The organism is Tistrella bauzanensis (assembly GCF_014636235.1).
In the GTDB taxonomy this organism is placed as follows: domain Bacteria; phylum Pseudomonadota; class Alphaproteobacteria; order Tistrellales; family Tistrellaceae; genus Tistrella; species Tistrella bauzanensis.
In genome coordinates this window covers 1-15,475 of the sequence record NZ_BMDZ01000094.1, presented here as the reverse complement: position 1 = coordinate 15,475, position 15,475 = coordinate 1, and the positions used below count along the sequence as shown (strand labels likewise).

At 66.9% G+C, this 15,475-nt stretch carries 14 protein-coding genes and 2 pseudogenes; 9 read left to right on the top strand and 7 right to left on the bottom strand.

Annotated elements, in window-relative coordinates; all coding sequences use genetic code 11:
• Positions 1-81: 81 nt before the first annotated feature.
• Positions 82-1,203 (bottom strand): annotated as a pseudogene (locus IEW15_RS23135) (molybdopterin cofactor-binding domain-containing protein); the annotation flags it as partial.
• 3 nt (positions 1,204-1,206) lie between these two features.
• Positions 1,207-1,659 (bottom strand): (2Fe-2S)-binding protein, encoded by a 453-nt coding sequence (locus tag IEW15_RS23130; RefSeq protein WP_188582485.1) that lies wholly within the window; start codon positions 1,657-1,659, stop codon positions 1,207-1,209.
• A gap of 170 nt (positions 1,660-1,829) precedes the next feature.
• On the opposite strand from IEW15_RS23130, the gene IEW15_RS23125 reads away from it, so the two are divergent.
• Together IEW15_RS23125 and IEW15_RS23120 are read left to right on the top strand one after the other, a co-directional pair.
• The gene (locus IEW15_RS23125) at positions 1,830-2,771 is read left to right on the top strand and encodes an AraC family transcriptional regulator (protein WP_188582483.1); all 942 of its coding nucleotides are present in this window, start codon (positions 1,830-1,832) and stop codon (positions 2,769-2,771) included.
• Positions 2,772-2,936: 165 nt separating this feature from the next.
• Positions 2,937-3,254 (top strand): alkylphosphonate utilization protein, encoded by a 318-nt coding sequence (locus IEW15_RS23120; protein ID WP_372402848.1) that lies wholly within the window; start codon positions 2,937-2,939, stop codon positions 3,252-3,254.
• A 15-nt stretch (positions 3,255-3,269) separates the two neighbouring features.
• Here IEW15_RS23120 and IEW15_RS23115 read toward each other — a convergent pair whose 3' ends face one another.
• The gene (locus IEW15_RS23115; RefSeq protein ID WP_188582479.1) at positions 3,270-3,860 is read right to left on the bottom strand and encodes a TetR/AcrR family transcriptional regulator; all 591 of its coding nucleotides are present in this window, start codon (positions 3,858-3,860) and stop codon (positions 3,270-3,272) included.
• A gap of 127 nt (positions 3,861-3,987) precedes the next feature.
• Between IEW15_RS23115 and IEW15_RS26800 the strand changes: the two are divergent.
• The 4 genes and pseudogenes from IEW15_RS26800 to IEW15_RS23095 all read left to right on the top strand — a co-directional run bounded on the left by IEW15_RS26800 (position 3,988) and on the right by IEW15_RS23095 (position 10,348).
• A pseudogene (locus IEW15_RS26800) lies at positions 3,988-5,186 on the top strand (MFS transporter).
• Positions 5,187-5,323: 137 nt separating this feature from the next.
• A complete protein-coding gene (locus tag IEW15_RS23105) occupies positions 5,324-7,168 on the top strand; it encodes a sigma-54-dependent Fis family transcriptional regulator (protein ID WP_188582477.1) in 1,845 nt (614 codons plus the stop codon).
• A gap of 206 nt (positions 7,169-7,374) precedes the next feature.
• A complete protein-coding gene (locus IEW15_RS23100) occupies positions 7,375-9,174 on the top strand; it encodes an NAD(P)/FAD-dependent oxidoreductase (RefSeq protein ID WP_188582475.1) in 1,800 nt (599 codons plus the stop codon).
• Between the two features lie 154 nt (positions 9,175-9,328).
• Positions 9,329-10,348 (top strand): NADP-dependent oxidoreductase, encoded by a 1,020-nt coding sequence (locus IEW15_RS23095; protein WP_188582473.1) that lies wholly within the window; start codon positions 9,329-9,331, stop codon positions 10,346-10,348.
• A gap of 31 nt (positions 10,349-10,379) precedes the next feature.
• Here IEW15_RS23095 and IEW15_RS23090 read toward each other — a convergent pair whose 3' ends face one another.
• Positions 10,380-10,817, bottom strand: a complete 438-nt coding sequence (locus IEW15_RS23090; RefSeq protein WP_229708572.1) for a VOC family protein — start codon at positions 10,815-10,817, stop codon at positions 10,380-10,382.
• A 233-nt stretch (positions 10,818-11,050) separates the two neighbouring features.
• Here IEW15_RS23090 and IEW15_RS23085 point away from each other — a divergent pair, with 233 nt between their 5' ends.
• Positions 11,051-12,304, top strand: coding sequence for an MFS transporter (locus IEW15_RS23085; RefSeq protein WP_188582468.1), 1,254 nt, complete (start codon positions 11,051-11,053; stop codon positions 12,302-12,304).
• On the opposite strand, the gene IEW15_RS23080 is transcribed toward IEW15_RS23085, so the two are convergent.
• A complete protein-coding gene (locus IEW15_RS23080; protein WP_188582466.1) occupies positions 12,286-12,768 on the bottom strand; it encodes a DUF1579 domain-containing protein in 483 nt (160 codons plus the stop codon). The two genes, IEW15_RS23085 and IEW15_RS23080, sit on opposite strands and share 19 nt — an antisense overlap.
• A gap of 86 nt (positions 12,769-12,854) precedes the next feature.
• Between IEW15_RS23080 and IEW15_RS23075 the strand changes: the two genes are divergently transcribed.
• Together IEW15_RS23075 and IEW15_RS23070 are read left to right on the top strand one after the other, a co-directional pair.
• Positions 12,855-13,301, top strand: coding sequence for a MarR family winged helix-turn-helix transcriptional regulator (locus IEW15_RS23075; RefSeq protein WP_188582464.1), 447 nt, complete (start codon positions 12,855-12,857; stop codon positions 13,299-13,301).
• A 42-nt stretch (positions 13,302-13,343) separates the two neighbouring features.
• Entirely contained in the window at positions 13,344-13,721 is a 378-nt protein-coding gene (locus tag IEW15_RS23070) for a hypothetical protein (protein ID WP_229708569.1), read from the top strand.
• Positions 13,722-13,801: 80 nt separating this feature from the next.
• Here the strand turns inward: IEW15_RS23070 and IEW15_RS23065 are convergent, their stop codons facing one another.
• Both IEW15_RS23065 and IEW15_RS23060 read right to left on the bottom strand, forming a co-directional pair.
• On the bottom strand, positions 13,802-14,176 hold the full coding sequence (locus IEW15_RS23065; protein ID WP_188582462.1) for an ArsC/Spx/MgsR family protein: 375 nt from the start codon (positions 14,174-14,176) through the stop codon (positions 13,802-13,804).
• Positions 14,176-15,351: a M14 family metallopeptidase gene (locus tag IEW15_RS23060; RefSeq protein WP_229708567.1), complete on the bottom strand. Its 1,176-nt coding sequence runs from the start codon at positions 15,349-15,351 to the stop codon at positions 14,176-14,178. The genes IEW15_RS23065 and IEW15_RS23060 overlap by 1 nt, the downstream gene beginning before the upstream one ends.
• Positions 15,352-15,475: the final 124 nt, after the last annotated feature.

Here is a 15,475-nt window from a genome sequence, read left to right as displayed (position 1 = left end):
TGAGGATTCGACACCCCGAGCCTAACGGCTCAAGGCGAGCAACGCCGCTCTCCCTTTTTCAACAATGACCGGGACATCCCCGATTTCCACCCTGTCCCCGGTCACCAACGCCGTGGCGTTCATCGGCTCCATGGTGGCGTGGCACACGAGATCGCTCATGTAGTCGGCTTCGATGACCGTCGCGGCATGCGCGATCGCGGCGTCTATGTCGCCCTCCGAGAACGCCTCGACACCGGTTTGTGAGAGGTCACGCGCCACGCCGCGGAAATGCTCCAGCAGACGGCTGCTGGTGTAGTTGCGAACCCGCGAGGACGTGCTCCACGTCACGTTGAGCAGATCCCTGGCCCGACGCGTCGCCTCGACCGTCTCGCCGATGATGCCGACGCCATAGGAGAGCGGAACGATATGCGTGACGCCCGGCACAGCCCTGGCCTCGGCGTCGTCGATGGTCTCCGGTCGTTCATCCTGGACGGGCGCCCGCAGCACCGCGCCATACAGCATGTCGGGACGCTGCACATCGATGCCATAGATCGCGGTGCCGTCGACCTTCGCCGGCACGTCGACGCGGGGGATGTCGCGCCGTCCGATATAGCGCCAGTCTTCGCGCGTCTTCAGATCGGCCTCGGTCGCCTGCGGCAGCGGATCGGGGAGCGGCCCGTCCGAGGCAATCTCGCCATAGCCGAGCCTGCGGCCGGACGGCGCGTGCACGACCGTGCCAGGTTCCGTCGCAAGCTCGCGCGTCGGAACGTTCAGCATGCCGGCGGCACTCGCCAGGATCACTTTGCGGGTCTGCGCCCCGATCAGCCGCAGTAGATCGTAGTAGCCACGCGTGGATTCACTGCCGCCGGTGAGCTGAATGCCGTAAAAGCCCGGATTGCCGTAGGTCTCCGCATCGGATGGCGCCTGGACGATGCGGACCCTGTCCCAGTCGGCATCCATTTCCTCGGCGATGAGAAGCGGAAGTGTGGTCATGATGCCCTGGCCCATCTCGGAGGCCGGGCAGATGATGCTGACCATGCCATCGCCCGCGATGGTCACCCAGGCATTCGGGCGGTAGTCGCCCGCGACGGCTCGCGCCATAGCGGCACCCAGGGCGTTCCCGGTCAGGCCGCCGAATGCGACCGCGACGCCGAAGCTGCCCGCCGTTATCAGGAAACGGCGCCGCGAGATCGCGCGGCTGTGAAGCTTGAACGATCCGGTCATGGGTCAGCCCTCACGCGCGGCGCGCTGAATGGCGCTGATGATACGGATATAGGTTCCGCAGCGGCAGATGTTGCCGTCCATGTGCTCGATGATCTGCTCCCGCGTGGGGTTGGGGGTGCTTTCGAGAAGCGCCGCTGCCTGCATGATCTGCCCGGACTGGCAATAGCCGCATTGCGGCACCTGTTCGGCGATCCAGGCTTTCTGAAGCGGATGGCTGGCGTCCGGCGACAGACCTTCGATCGTCGTCACCTGCCGGCCTTCCACGTCTTCAAGCCATGTCACGCAGGAGCGTGTCGTCTCGCCATCGATATGAACCGTGCAGGCCCCGCACTGCGCGATGCCGCAACCGAACTTGGTGCCGGTGAGCTTCAGGTGCTCTCGGATTACCCACAGAAGCGGCGTGTCTGGCGCGGCATCCACGTTCACCGCACGCCCATTGATCGTGAAGGTCGTCATAAAGGCATCTCCTCGGCTGGCTGCCGGCTTTCCAGACATGTGATGATCGCGGCGCGCAGGGTCGGGTCGGGGAGGCTGCAGGGTGTTGCGCGACCCAAAGATAGACAGTCAGGCAAGTGCGATCTATGCTGGAAAGTCCGTATAATCTTCGCGATCGTCCGAGAGGCTTGATGGATCCGCTGTCAGACATGCTGTCCTTGCTCAAGCCGCGCAGCTATGTGTCCTCCGGTTTCGACGCGGGCGGCGACTGGTCGATCCAGTTCTCCAACCAGCAAAACCGCATGAAGTGCTATGCGGTGATATCGGGTGAATGCTGGCTGCTCGTGGAGGATCTCGCCGAGCCCGTGAGGCTTAGGGCGGGCGAGTGCTTCGTATTGCCGAGCGGCCGGAATTTCAGGCTCGCCAGCGACATCGCGTTGAACCCTGTCGATTCAAGCGAATTCTTTCCGCCGCCCAGCCCTGGTGGCGTCGTGACCATCAACAGTGGTGGTGATTTCTATCTGGTCGGCAGCCGGTTCGGCGTGAGCGGCCGGAATTCGAACAGCCTTCTTCGCATGCTTCCGCCCATCGTCCATATCCGCAGAGAGTCGGAGCAGAGCGCGTTGATCTGGTCGGTCGAGCGCATGCGGCAGGAGTTGCGCGAGCAGCGTCCAGGCAATTCGCTCATCGCACAGCATCTTGCCCATATGATGCTGATCCAGGCTCTGCGACTGTATCTTGAGGACGGGCCGGACGATGGCGTCGGATGGTTCTACGCCCTTGCTGACAAGCAACTCGGCGCTGCGATTGCCGCCATTCATGCCGATCCCGCGCATCGCTGGACCCTGCAGACCCTCGCCGGGCGTGCTGGCATGTCCCGATCCAGCTTCGCGCTGAAGTTCAAGGCAACCGTCGGGGAAACCGCTATGGACTATTTGTCGCGCTGGCGCATGACGCTCGCCGGCGACAGGTTCGAGACCACCAACGCCTCGGTCTCCGCCGTCGCGCTCTCGCTCGGATACGAGTCGGAAAGTGCCTTCAGCACGGCATTCAAGCGCGTCATGAAATGCACGCCGAGACAATATAAGCGCGGTTCGCCGCCCTTGGTCCGTGTCCGCGGCACCAGCGCGTGACGTCGCATGGGTGCGGGCTGCGGACTCGCCCCCCACAGGCGCGCTCGCGCGTGCCGCGCGCCTCCACACAGCGTCGGCGCCCGGCATCTGCTATAAGCGGCAGGGCAGGAGGCCCCAGCCGCTTGCCTTTCGCTTTCTCCCACACAGACAGGACCGGAGACCCAGATCATGGCCGATCACGACGACGCGCAGGACGAGTATGTTTATGACGAGGCCAGCGGCGAGTGGCGCCCGGCCTCGGAGGTGACGGCCGCGGCTGCTGCCGGCCCTCGGGTGGTGTATGACGCGGCGGGTAATGCACTCAGCGATGGGGACGCGGTGACCTTGATCAAAGACCTGAAGGTGAAGGGCACCAACCAGACCCTGAAACAGGGCACGGTGATCAAGTCGATCCGCCTGACCGCGAATGACGACGAGATCGACTGCCGGCACGAGGCGGTGAAGGGCCTGGTTCTGCGGACGGAATTCGTGCGCAAGCGCTGAGGCGCGCCCACGGGTTCACGGCGTTCGATGCTGCCGCTGAGGCTGGCCATCCCTGGCGAGGGCGAGGCGGATGCGGGCGCTGCAGAACGCGGCATCGACCGGGCCACCGCCGAACAGGATCCGGTAGAGGATCGGCGCGACCACATCATCGATCAGCGCGGCGGCGGCGGGCACCGCTTCGCCCCGTGCCGCGGCGCGATCGAGGATGTGGTCGAGCTGAGTGGTGGTATAGCCGCAGCAGCGTGCCATGCGGTCCGGCTCGGGGCCGGCTGCCAGGATGTCCTTCAGCATGTCGCGGCCGGGCCCTGACGACATTTCCTCGGCATATTGCTCGAACCATAGATCGAGATCGGTGACCAGCCCGCCGGTATCGACCGGCATGGTGTCCGGCTGCATCCGCTCAACCGCCACATCGGCGAGCAGGCCCGCCAGATCGCCCCAGCGCCGGTAGATGGTCGATGGCGTGACGCCGGCCTCGGCGGCGACCATCGGGATGGTGACCCCGGGGCGGCCCAGGCGGGCGGTCAACCGGCGCACCGCCTGGTGAACCGAGGCCTGAACCCGTGCACTGCGCCCGCCCGGACGAAGGCCGTCCTTCGCCATCATTGCGCTGTCCTCCATCCGCATATCGATATCGATATGCCGGCACTGATGCAAAAAAATAGCTTTAGTGTCGAGCGGAAACACGGTAAACCGGCTTAACGCAAAAAATTTGCATTAAGGGTCGTCCGCCATGTCTTCCGGCATCATCAGCCGTCTGCCGCGTGCCGTCCGGGGCGATGTCACCACCGCCAGCCGGGCGCTGACGCTTGGCATCTTCCTTGCCGCATCGGCGGCGCCAACCCCGCTTTATCGCCTGTATCAGCAAGGCTTCGCGCTGCCACCGGTGACGGTGACGGTGATTTTCGGCGTCTATGCGCTGGCCTTGCTGATCACCCTGCTGGTGGCGGGCAGCCTGTCGGACCATCTGGGCCGGCGGCCGGTGGTGCTGGGGGCGCTGGCGCTGGAACTGGTGGCGATGGCACTGTTCCTGGATGCTGGCAGCGCCGGGCTGCTGATCGCGGCACGGCTGCACGGCTGTTGCAGGGCGTGGCCACGGGGCTTGCGGCCAGTGCGCTGGGCGCGGCGCTGATCGATGGCAGCCCGGCCAGGGGCGCGCTGATCAACAGTATCGCCCCCATGGCCGGCATGGCGGCGGGGGCGCTGGGCACCGCCATTCTGGTCAGTTATGCGCCCCTGCCATTGCATCTGGTGTTCGTGGTGCTGGTGGTGCTGTTCGCAGGGCAGATGCCGCTGATCTGGCTGACCCCCGAAACGGCCGGCGGTGAACCGGGCCTGATGGCATCGCTGCGGCCACGGATCGCGGTGCCGGCGCATGTGCGCGCGGCACTGCTGCGCGTGACGCCGGTTGCGGTTGCCGTGTGGGCGGTGGGCGGGCTCTATCTGTCGCTGGTGCCGTCGTTGATCCAGAGCGCCACCGGCAGCCGGTCGCATCTGATCGGCGGGCTGGTGGTTGCCGGGCTGACCAGTTGTGGCGGGCTGGCGATCCTGTCGCTGCGCAATCGGCCCGCCCGGCGCATCCTGATCATCGGCACCACCGGCCTGACGCCGGGCACCGGCCTGTTCCTGGCCGGGATCAATCTGGCCGCCATCCCGCTGTTGCTGCTGGGCACGGTGATCGCCGGCTATGGCTTCGGCGCCGGCTTTCTGGGGGCTCTGCGCACGATCATGCCGATGGCGGCAGCCGATGAACGCGCGGGCCTGCTGTCAGCCTTCTATGTCGAATGCTATCTGGCCTTCTGCGTTCCGGCGGTTCTGGCGGGCCTGCTGGCGGGGTAGGCGGGTCTGGTCGTCACCGCGAATGTCTATGGGGTGGTGGTCATGCTGCTGGCGGGGATAAGCCTGATCCTCGTCTGCCGGCAGGGGCGCTGACGACAGAAGGAAATGCGGCCTGATGGCTGGCGCGCGCGCACGCCTTGCGCGATGATGGCCCGGGACCGGCGCACGACGAACACGTCGGCACCGGCCCGACTGCCAAGGCAGGCACCGTTCCTGGGGAGGAAGCGGCCATGTCGGCGCATGACCATATCGACGAGATCGACCGGGTGCTGGGCGGCGATGCCTCGCTGCGTGATGCGGTGGTGCTGCAATCCTGGCGGCGCTGCGTCACCGATCACGGGCTGGATCCGGCCCGTCCCAACCCCGCCTATATCGTACCGGACACCAAGCTGCGCGAGCATCGCGAGCAATCGGAACGGCTGATCGCGATCGCGCGCAGCGGCCTTGAGGCGCTGTTCCGGCAGGTGGCGGGGCAGAGTTATGTGCTGCTGCTGGCCGACGCCCAGGGGGTGACGGTCGATTTCTTCGGCGATCCCGCCTTTGAACGCGATCTGCGGCAGGCGGGGCTGTATCTGGGATCGGACTGGTCGGAGAACCTGGCCGGCACCTGTGGCGTCGGCGCCTGTATCGCCACCGGCGAGGCGGTGACCATTCACCAGACCGACCATTTCGACCTGACCCACACGCCGCTGAGCTGCACCGCCGCGCCGATCTTCAGCACCACCGGTGCGCTGGCGGCGGTGCTGGACATCTCGCTGCTGCGCTCGCCGCAGCCGAAGGTGAGCCAGAGCCTGGCCCTGCAACTGGTCAAGACCTCGGCGCGGCGGATCGAGCTGGCCAATCTGATGGCGATGAACCGGCTGGAATGGGTGCTGCGGTTTTCGACCCTGCCGGAATTCCTGGAAGTGGATCCGGAGGCGGCGATCGCGCTGGACAGCGCCGGCTGCGTGATCGGGATGACACATGCCGCCGCCCGGGTGCTGGCCCAGGCCGGTGGCACGATGTGGCAGCGGCCGGACACGCTGATCGGCCAGAAATTGCAGCGCTTTTTCGATCTGTCGATCGATGACCTGCCGACATTGACCCGGGCACGGCCGGCACAGGACCGGGTGGTGCGGCTGCGTGACGGCCGCGCGATGTTCGCCCATGCGATCATGCCCCAGCGCAGCGCCACGGCACTGATCGCCGCCCGCACCACGCTGCCCAGACCATTGTCGGCATTGAGTGGTGATGATGCCGTGATGCGCGCGGTCGAGAAGACCGCGGCAAGGCTGGCGGCCGGCACCATGCCGGTGCTGATCCGTGGCGAGACGGGCGCCGGCAAGCAGAGCCTGGCGCGCGCCATCCATGACAGCCGGCCGGGCAGCGGCCCGTTCGTGGCGGTCGACTGTGCCGCGATCGACGAGGAGGCGGTCAGGGCCGCTCAGGGCGGCACGCTGTATCTGGACGAAATCGCCGATCTGTCGGAGGCGGCGCAGGCTCGGCTGGTCCGGATGCTGACCGATGACGGTGTGGCGGTTGGCGCCGGGCGACAGCCGGTGCGGCTGCGGCTGCGGATCATCTCGGCGACCAGCGCCGATCCCGAGGCGATGGTGTCGAGCGGGCAGTTCCGGCGGGATCTGTTCTTTCGGCTGGCCGGGGCCTCGCTGACCCTGCCGCCCTTGCGCGCCCGCCAGGATATCGACTGGCTGATCGACCGGCTGCTGCGCCAGCGCGCGATCACCTATCCGCATCACTATCGGCTGAGTGCCGCGGCACGCATGGAGCTGAAGCAGCGGCCGTGGCCGGGCAATATCCGCGAGTTGATCAACACGCTGAATGTGGCGCTGGCCATGACCGATGGCGCGGTGATCGACCTTGAAGACCTGCCGCCGCCGGTGCTGCCGGTGGCGGGGCCGGTGGCGGCGGATGCCCGGACCATGCCCGAGGCGGCGGACGACCTGGAGACCATCTTGCGGATCTGCGGGTGGAATGTGGCACGGGCCGCCCGGCGGCTGGGGGTGGATCGCACCACCGTGCACCGGCGGATGGAGCGGCTGGGCATTCACCGGCCGGGAACACCGTCATCGGCCTGAGCCCGATGTCGAACGCCGCCCGATGTCGAGCGCCGCCCGATGTCGCGACCTGTGGCGTCGATCGTGGCGCGCCACAGTTTGCGACACAGCCCGGCGGGGCGAATTCGGCAGCGGCCGGGCCCCATGCTGAATCGGGCTCGCGGGGCGCGCTGTCCATGGTCATACTTTCCTCACGCCAAGAATAAAAGCCCATGGGAGGTACAGATATGCTCGACATGACAGTCAATGCCGAGGTTGCCAAAGTTCTGGGTGCGCTGGACGGCGCGCTGTCTTCCAGTGACATCGATCGCGCGGTATCGCTGTTTCAGACCGACTGCTATTGGCGCGATCTGGTGACGTTCACCTGGAACATCCGGACCATGGAAGGCCGAGACCAGATCCGTGACATGCTGACGTCCCAGCTTGGGACGGTCCAGCCCGGAGACTGGCGGGTGGCCGAGGGCGAGACCGCGACCGAAGAGGGCGGCGTCACCACCGCCTGGATCAGCTTCGAGACCGCGGTGGCACGCGGCTTCGGCCTGATCCGGCTGAAGGACGGCCTGATCTGGACCCTGCTGACCGCGATGACCGAATTGAAGGGTCACGAGGAACCGCTTGGCCGGGAACGGCCGCTGGGCGCCAAGCATGGTGCCGCCAAGGGCCGGCTGTCGTGGTCGGAAGAGCGCGCGAAAGAGGCCGCCGAACTGGGCTATGCCTCCCAGCCCTATGTGGTGATCATCGGCGGCGGCCAGGGCGGTATCGCGCTGGGGGCGCGGCTGCGCAATATGGGCGTGCCGGCGATCATCGTCGAGAAGAACGCCCGCGCCGGCGATAGCTGGCGCAACCGCTACAAGTCGCTCTGCCTGCATGATCCGGTCTGGTACGACCATCTGCCCTATCTGCCGTTCCCGCCCAACTGGCCGGTTTTCGCGCCCAAGGACAAGATCGGCGACTGGCTGGAGATGTACACGAAGATCATGGAGCTGAATTACTGGTCGAGCACCACCTGCAGCTCGGCGCGGTATGACGAGGCCGCGGGGGAATGGACGGTCGAGGTGGTGCGCGACGGCGTGCCCGTTACCCTGAAGCCGAAGCAACTGGTGCTGGCAACCGGCATGTCGGCAAAGGCCAATCTGCCCGATTTTCCAGGCATGGACCGGTTCACGGGCGATCAGCACCATTCATCGAAGCATCCCGGCCCCGATGCCTGGCGGGGCAAGCGGGCGGTGGTCATCGGGTCGAACAATTCCGCCCATGATATCTGCGCGGCGCTGTGGGAGAACGATGTCGACGTCACCATGGTTCAGCGGTCCACCACTCATATCGTGCGCTCGGACACGCTGATGAAGATCGGGCTGGGTGCGCTGTATTCGGAAGAGGCAGTGGCAAACGGCGTGACCACGCAGAAGGCCGATTTCATCTTCGCCTCGCTGCCATACCGGATCATGCACGAATTCCAGATCCCGCTTTACGACCAGATGCGTGAGGTGGATGCCGATTTCTATGCCGGTCTGGAAAAGGCCGGATTTCAGCTCGATTTCGGCGCCGATGGCTCCGGGTTGTTCATGAAATACCTGCGGCGCGGATCGGGCTATTACATCGATGTCGGCGCCAGCCAGTTGATCATCGACGGCCAGATCAAGCTGAAGGCGGGGCAGGTGAAGGAGATCGTGGAAGACGGGGTGGTGCTGGAAGACGGCACCATGCTGCCCGCCGACCTGATCGTCTATGCCACCGGCTATGGATCGATGAACGGCTGGGCGGCCGACCTGATCAGCCAGGAGGTGGCGGACAAGGTGGGCAAGTGCTGGGGCCTGGGATCTGACACGCCCAAGGATCCGGGGCCCTGGGAAGGCGAACAGCGCAATATGTGGAAGCCGACCCAGCAGGAGGCGCTGTGGTTCCACGGCGGCAACCTGCACCAGTCGCGCCATTATTCGCAATATCTGGCCCTGCAGTTGAAGGCGCGGATGGAAGGCATCCCGACGCCGGTCTATGGGCTTCAGGAGGTGCATCACCTGCGCTGACGCTGCAAGCCGATGATGGAGCATGGCGCCCGCCCGGCTGACGTCGGGCGGGTGCCATGGCATGCCCGTGACATCCGATCATCCCGCGCGGTACAAGATAACCGACATGACAGTCGGCCGATCAGGCCGCGACAGACAAGGGGAGGATCAGGCGATGACGAACCGGCAATGGCTGCTGGCGGCCCACCCGACGGGCCCGGCCACCACCGACACCTGGCGGATGGTCGAGACACCGATGCCGGAACCGGGACCGGGGCAGATTCTGGTGCGGACACTGTGGCTGTCGCTCGACCCCTATATGCGCGGGCGGATCAGTGCCGCGGGCAATTACACCCAGGGCGTCGCCGTGGGCGGGGTGATGCAGGGCGGCGGCGTTGGCGCGGTGATCGCATCGAATCATCCCGGCTGGGCGGTGGGCGATCTGGTCGAGAGCATGGCCTTCGGCTGGCAGGAATACGCCGTGCTGAGCCCCGATCTGCCGGGGGCCGCACGGGCGAACAAGGTCGATGCGGGTCTGGCACCGCCACAGGCGGCCTTGTCGTGGCTGGGCATGCCGGGGCTGACGGCCTATGTCGGGCTGCTGGAACTGGCGCGGCCGAAGCCCGGCGACACCGTGCTGGTCTCGGCGGCATCGGGGGCCGTGGGGCAGATGGTCGGGCAGATCGCGAAACTGTGCGGCGCGCGGCCGGTGGCGATCGCCAGTTCGCAGGACAAGCTCGACTGGTGCCGGTCGATCGGCTATGAGGCCGGGATCAACTACCGCACCAGTACCGATCTCGGCGCCGATCTCCGGGCCGCCTGCCCGGATGGCGTGAACGTGTTCTTCGACAACACCGGCGGGCCGATCCACGACGCGGCCATGGCGCAACTGGCCACCCACGCCCGGGTGGTGATCTGCGGCCGTATCGCCGTGGTCGACCAGCCGCCGGAGCAGGATATCGGCCTGCGCGCCAGCGCGCGGATGATCGTCACCCGCGCCTCGATTCATGGGCTAGTGGTGTTCGACTGGTGGCATCTGCGCGAGGCGGCGATGGCGCGCATCGCCGCCTGGCACAGGGCCGGCCAGATCACCTTCAGGGAAGATGTGCTCGAAGGCTTCGAGCGTATGCCTGAAGCCTTCGTGCGGATGATGTCGGGCGGCAATTTCGGCAAACAACTGGTCAGGCTTGCCTGAGGGCGTAGCGCCGGATGACGGGACGCCCGGTTCAGCCGGCATCACCGGCTGAACCGGTATCGTCCGTCGAGCCGGTATCGTCCGTCGAGTCGGGGGCGCTGAGCGACCAGTTCACGCCGAACGGGTCGCTCAGCTTGCCGAAGCGATCGCCCCAGAATTGCAGGGCCAGTGGCATGGTGATCTCGCAGCCGGCATCCACCGCCCGCCGCCACCAGGCATCCATATCATCGACCACCAGATGCAGGGTGTGGCTGTCGGATGCCTGCCGCGCCACGCCCATTTCCGGGAAACAGTCGCTGAACATCAGCGGCCCGCCATTGATCTCGACATGGCAATGCATCAGCCGGATACCGTCCTCGGCCGGCATCCGGAAGACCTCGCGGGCGCCGAAGGCGCGCTGATAGAAGGCCGAGGCGTCGCTGGCCCCCTCCAGATTGAGATAGGCGATAACCCCGGTGAGCGGGGCCATGGGCCGAGGGTTCGTGGGCACGGGTGTGGTGTCGCTCATCGTTCTGTTCTTGTGCTGACCGCTGGCGGATAGCCGGCGGGGATGATCCCGTGCCATGACATCTGTCTGATGGCATCGCAGTCGGTTCCGTGGAATGCTGGGTGATGGCGCATCGGCCTGGAACGGCTCCTTTGGCGGGAACCGTCCCGACCCGTCCCCCAACTCTCGATGCCGCCTGCTCCCGATGGACCGAGATGACGCGACAAGCTTCCCCCCGTCGCCCCTTCCACGGCTGGTTCGTGGTTGCCGGCGCCTTCGCCGCAACCTTCATGGGGTTCGGCGCCGCCTATAGCTTCAGTGCCTTCGTCGACGCCATGCAGACCGATTTCGCCGCGTCGCGCGGGTCGGTCTCGCTGGTGTTTTCGCTGGCCGGTTTCCTCTATTTCGGCCTGGGCGTGATCACCGGGCCGCTGGCCGATCGCTTCGGCTCGCGGCGTCTGGTGCTGGCGGGCATGGTGCTGACCGGCGCCGGGCTGGCGATGGCCGGTCTCGCCCGGAGCTTGACCGAGGTCTATCTGGCCTATGGGCTGGGGGTGGGGCTGGGGGTCGGCTGTTCCTATGTGCCGGCGGTGGGCGCCGTGCAGCGCTGGTTCAGCCGCAGGCGCGGCTTCGCCTCGGGTATCGCCGTCAGCGGAATTGGTGTGGGCACGCTGGTGATGCCGCCGCTGGCCGCGCTGCTGATCGCGGCGCTGGGCTGGCGCGACGCCTATCTGGCGATGGGTGCGCTGGTGGTGGTGATCGGCGGCGCCACGGCCTTGCTGATCGAGAACGATCCGCGCGACCGTGGCCTCGGCCCCGATGGCGATCCACCGCAGGCGGCGGCGATGGGCGGCCCCGTGCCCGGCATCCCTGTGGCCGTGGCCATCCGGTCGCGGCGCTTCATCATCCTGTATGCGGCCGGGCTGATCTGCGCCTTCGGCGTCTTCGTGCCCTTCGTGCATCTGGTGCCCTGTGCGATCGATCATGGGGTGCAGCCGTCGACGGCGGTTCTGCTGCTGGGCGCGATCGGTGTCGGCAGCACGGCGGGGCGGTTCTGCCTGGGCGGCATCGCCGACCGGATCGGCCGGCGCCGGGCGCTGATCGCGATGTTCATCGGCATGGCGGCGGCCCAGATGGTGTGGGCCGTGGCGGGTGGCCTCGCGTCGCTGGCGGTGTTCGCGCTGCTCTATGGCGTGTTCTATGGCGGCTGGGTCGCGGTTCTGCCGGCGGTGGTGATGGACAGTTTCGGCAGCCGCAATGTCAGCGGGCTGATCGGCATTCTGTATACCAGCGTCGCCCTGGGCACCCTGATCGGCCCCACGGCCGCCGGCTATGTCTACGACATCAGCCACAGCTATCTGGTGCCGATCCTGGCCAGTGTCGCGGTCAATCTGGTGGCGGCGGCGATCGTCTGCCTGCCGTCACCGGCGCCGGCCGACATGCCCGCCGCTCAGGCGGTGCGGCGATAGGTGGCGGTCATGAATTCCTGCCAGCCGCCATCGGGCATCTGGACGCGCGAGGTGAGGATGCGTTCGTCATCGCTGGCCAGGGTGATGACGTCCTGATAGCGGGCCATGCTGCCATCCCCCGCGAAGCTCGGTCCCTCTGACGCCAGGGTCAGCACCTTGCCCTCGGGATCCATGCTGCCGTCATAGAGCCACAGATGGCTCATCATCGATCCGATCCAGGTGCCGGGATACCGGCCGGTGGCGGGGTCGAAGCCAAGGGTCAGGATGGTATGGCCGATGCCGCCGCCCGGCATCTCGCCCTGGCCCTCGCCGATGATCCACAACCCGCCCAGCGACCGGACGGTCTCGCTGCCATTGAACGTCTCGCGCGGCTTGTCCGGCCCCATCGAGCAGTCGGCGGTGAACTGCCAGCTACCGATCAGGCGCTGCAGCCACAGATGGCCGGTTCCGGGTTCGGTGTGCATGGGGTATCCTCCGATGATGGCAGAGAGTGGCTGTTCCGCCACATATTCTGCTTGATTTTTTACCTTGATATCAACATTATCGGCCGATGTCAAAACCCGCGATCGTTCCCTTCGAAACCACGCTTCTGGTCCGCGACAGCTGCCTGTGCCTGCATGTCCAGCGCGCGGCGCGGGCGCTGGCCCGGCGCTTCGACGACGCGCTGCGCCATCTGGAGCTGACCAGTGGCCAGTTCTCGCTGCTGATGTCGCTGAACCGGCCGACACCGCCCAACAAGGGCCAGGTCGCCAGCCTGCTGGCGATGGATCACAGCACCCTGACCGCCAATCTGAAACCGCTGGAACGTCGCGGTCTGGTGGCGGTGTCGGTGGACCCCGACGACCGCCGCAGCCGCCTTCTGTCGCTGACTGCCGCAGGCCGGGCCGTTCTGGCCGACGCGGTGCCGGTGTGGGAGAAGACCCATGCGGCGGTGGAGGCGCAGCTTGCCGGCGCGGATGCCGACCGTTTGCGCGCGGATCTGCAGGCGCTGGCTTGACCGCCCCCTCCAGAGCTACACTGTCGCCATGGAGAGGCGACGATGAGCAAGCCTGTGGTTCCGGCGGCGCCGAATGGCGACGACCCTGTCGATCTCAGTTCCGCGCCCTGTGCGATGCGCGAGGCTGACGATGTATATATGGGCTATGCGCCCCGCGACGAGATCGTGGCGGCGCTGACCGATCTGCTGTCGGCGGTGGGCACCGACATAGGGCGGGACGATGACGCATGGGCGGCCAGGACACTGCACCGGCATATCGTCGCATTGGGCGGTGCGCCATCGGCCGCGGCCACGGGGGCCGGACGGCACATGCTGCGCCGCCGCCTGACCGCACTTCTGCCGCGCATACGCGACGACGCGCTGCACGCAGACCTGGCCCTGATCCTCGCCGGGCCGGCCCTGACGGATGACCGCGGTTAAGGCGATCAGGTGCCGGGAACGGGTCATGACGTCAGGGCCGTATCATGATGTCAGGGCCGTATCATGATGTCAGGGCCGCATCATGATGTCAGGCCGATAGCGGCTTTCGCCGGCGCATCGAAGCCCAGCGCCACCACCCGGTCGTCGCCATCCTCGTCGGTGAACACCGGCCGTTTGATCAGCGTCACCTCGCGGGCGAGCAGGGCGGCGATGGCGGCGGCGTCATCGCCGTCGGCGATCGCGCGATCGCTCTCGGCAAGGCCGCGCCAGGTGGTGGAGCGGCGGTTGATCAGCCGGTCCGCGCCCATCTGGTTCAGCCAGCGCGCGGCTTCTTCGGGCTTCAGCGGCTGGGTGCGCAGATCGCGCGACCGGTGGGCGATACCGGCCTGTTCCAGCGCCTTCAGCGCCTTGCGGCAGGTATCGCAGGTCTTGATGCCATGGACTGTGAGAAACATCAGGCGGCGTGTCCTGTGGTAAGGCGGTCGGTCATGCCGGCGAGGGCGTCGAGGCAGGCGCCGGCCAGGCGGCGGCAGCCATCCGGCGACCAGCCGCGCTGGGCATCGGGCGCCTCCACGCAGTCCTTGAACGGCTGTTCCAGGGTCATCGCCAGGGTGCCGAAGGTGTTGGCGACCCAGTTGGTGCAGACGGTGAGGTTCCCGGTCTGGGGCCGGGCGGGCGGATAGCCGGCGCGGGTCTGGAAATCGGGCGAGATCCGGTCGAGCCGGTCGCGGTAATCGGCCAGAAGGTCGAGCTGGCCCGGGCGGAGATCGGGAATGCCCTCGAAGCCGGCGATGAAATTGTGGGGCAGTGCCTCGTCGCCATGTACGTCCAGGCAGAAGGCGACGCCGGTGTCGATCATCGCCTGGCGCACGGCCGCGACTTCGGGGCTGCGTGCCAGAGTTGGGGCCAGCCATTCGCGGTTCAGATTGGCGCCGGCGGCATTGGCGCGCAGATGGCCGCGTGCGCTGCCATCGGGGTTCATGTTTGGCACGAAGACGAAGCTGGCGGCGCTGCGCAGGCGGCTCGCCACCGCGTCGCCCGGATCGGTCAACCGCTCCAGCGCGCCCTCCATCCACCAACTGGCCATGGTCTCGCCCGGATGTTGGCGGCCGATGATCCAGCAGACCGGCCGGCCGGTATCGACGCCGCCGATTTTCAGCGCGTCGAGCGGCCGGCCGTCGACCGTGGCGCCCAGCCGCAGCCGCTCCACTCCCGGCCGGCTGCCGATCCGCGCCACCAGATCGGCATGGCGCGACAGGTCGTAGGGCGCGAAATAGGCGACATCCACCTGATCGGCATCAACATCCAGATCGAAGCTGAGCACCATGCCGTCGAACGCGCCCCGCACCCGTGTCCAGCGCTGGCGATCGGTCGAGATGACCGGCCGATAACCGTCGAAGCCCCGCGGATAGGTGCAGGTGCCGGCGTTCAGGATCCGGACCTGCACCGGCCGGCCGCGGATGCCCGACAGGCGGACATGGAACCATTGCCGGAAATCGCAGCCGGCATCGGTGCGGATCGCCAGATCGACGCGGGCGCGGGGCAGGCTGTCGTCGATCCGGACCAGATCACCATTGCCGCCGTCGAAAAGGCTGTCGACGGCGATCCGGCCGGCTGATGCTATGGACACGGGGAAAACTCCAGTTCTTGGGTGCGGCATCGTTGAGTCGCGGGGGCAGGGGAATCGGGTGAAAATTTTAAGCTGCGATGATGCTTGCGAGGAAGTCGTCGTCCCAAGCGGCGACCTTGCGTCG

Bases quoted from the DNA above. Each gene is read 5' to 3' on its own strand.
- IEW15_RS23090 (WP_229708572.1), bottom strand. From the start codon at position 10,817: ATGGCCCCGCTCACCGGGGTTATCGCCTATCTCAATCTGGAGGGGGCC.
- IEW15_RS23100 (WP_188582475.1), top strand. From the start codon at position 7,375: ATGCTCGACATGACAGTCAATGCCGAGGTTGCCAAAGTTCTGGGTGCG.
- IEW15_RS23070 (WP_229708569.1), top strand. From the start codon at position 13,344: ATGAGCAAGCCTGTGGTTCCGGCGGCGCCGAATGGCGACGACCCTGTC.
- IEW15_RS23095 (WP_188582473.1), top strand. From the start codon at position 9,329: ATGACGAACCGGCAATGGCTGCTGGCGGCCCACCCGACGGGCCCGGCC.
- IEW15_RS23125 (WP_188582483.1), top strand. From the start codon at position 1,830: ATGGATCCGCTGTCAGACATGCTGTCCTTGCTCAAGCCGCGCAGCTAT.
- IEW15_RS23105 (WP_188582477.1), top strand. From the start codon at position 5,324: ATGTCGGCGCATGACCATATCGACGAGATCGACCGGGTGCTGGGCGGC.
- IEW15_RS23115 (WP_188582479.1), bottom strand. From the start codon at position 3,860: ATGATGGCGAAGGACGGCCTTCGTCCGGGCGGGCGCAGTGCACGGGTT.
- IEW15_RS23085 (WP_188582468.1), top strand. From the start codon at position 11,051: ATGACGCGACAAGCTTCCCCCCGTCGCCCCTTCCACGGCTGGTTCGTG.
- IEW15_RS23080 (WP_188582466.1), bottom strand. From the start codon at position 12,768: ATGCACACCGAACCCGGAACCGGCCATCTGTGGCTGCAGCGCCTGATC.
- IEW15_RS23065 (WP_188582462.1), bottom strand. From the start codon at position 14,176: ATGTTTCTCACAGTCCATGGCATCAAGACCTGCGATACCTGCCGCAAG.
- IEW15_RS23130 (WP_188582485.1), bottom strand. From the start codon at position 1,659: ATGACGACCTTCACGATCAATGGGCGTGCGGTGAACGTGGATGCCGCG.
- IEW15_RS23075 (WP_188582464.1), top strand. From the start codon at position 12,855: ATGTCAAAACCCGCGATCGTTCCCTTCGAAACCACGCTTCTGGTCCGC.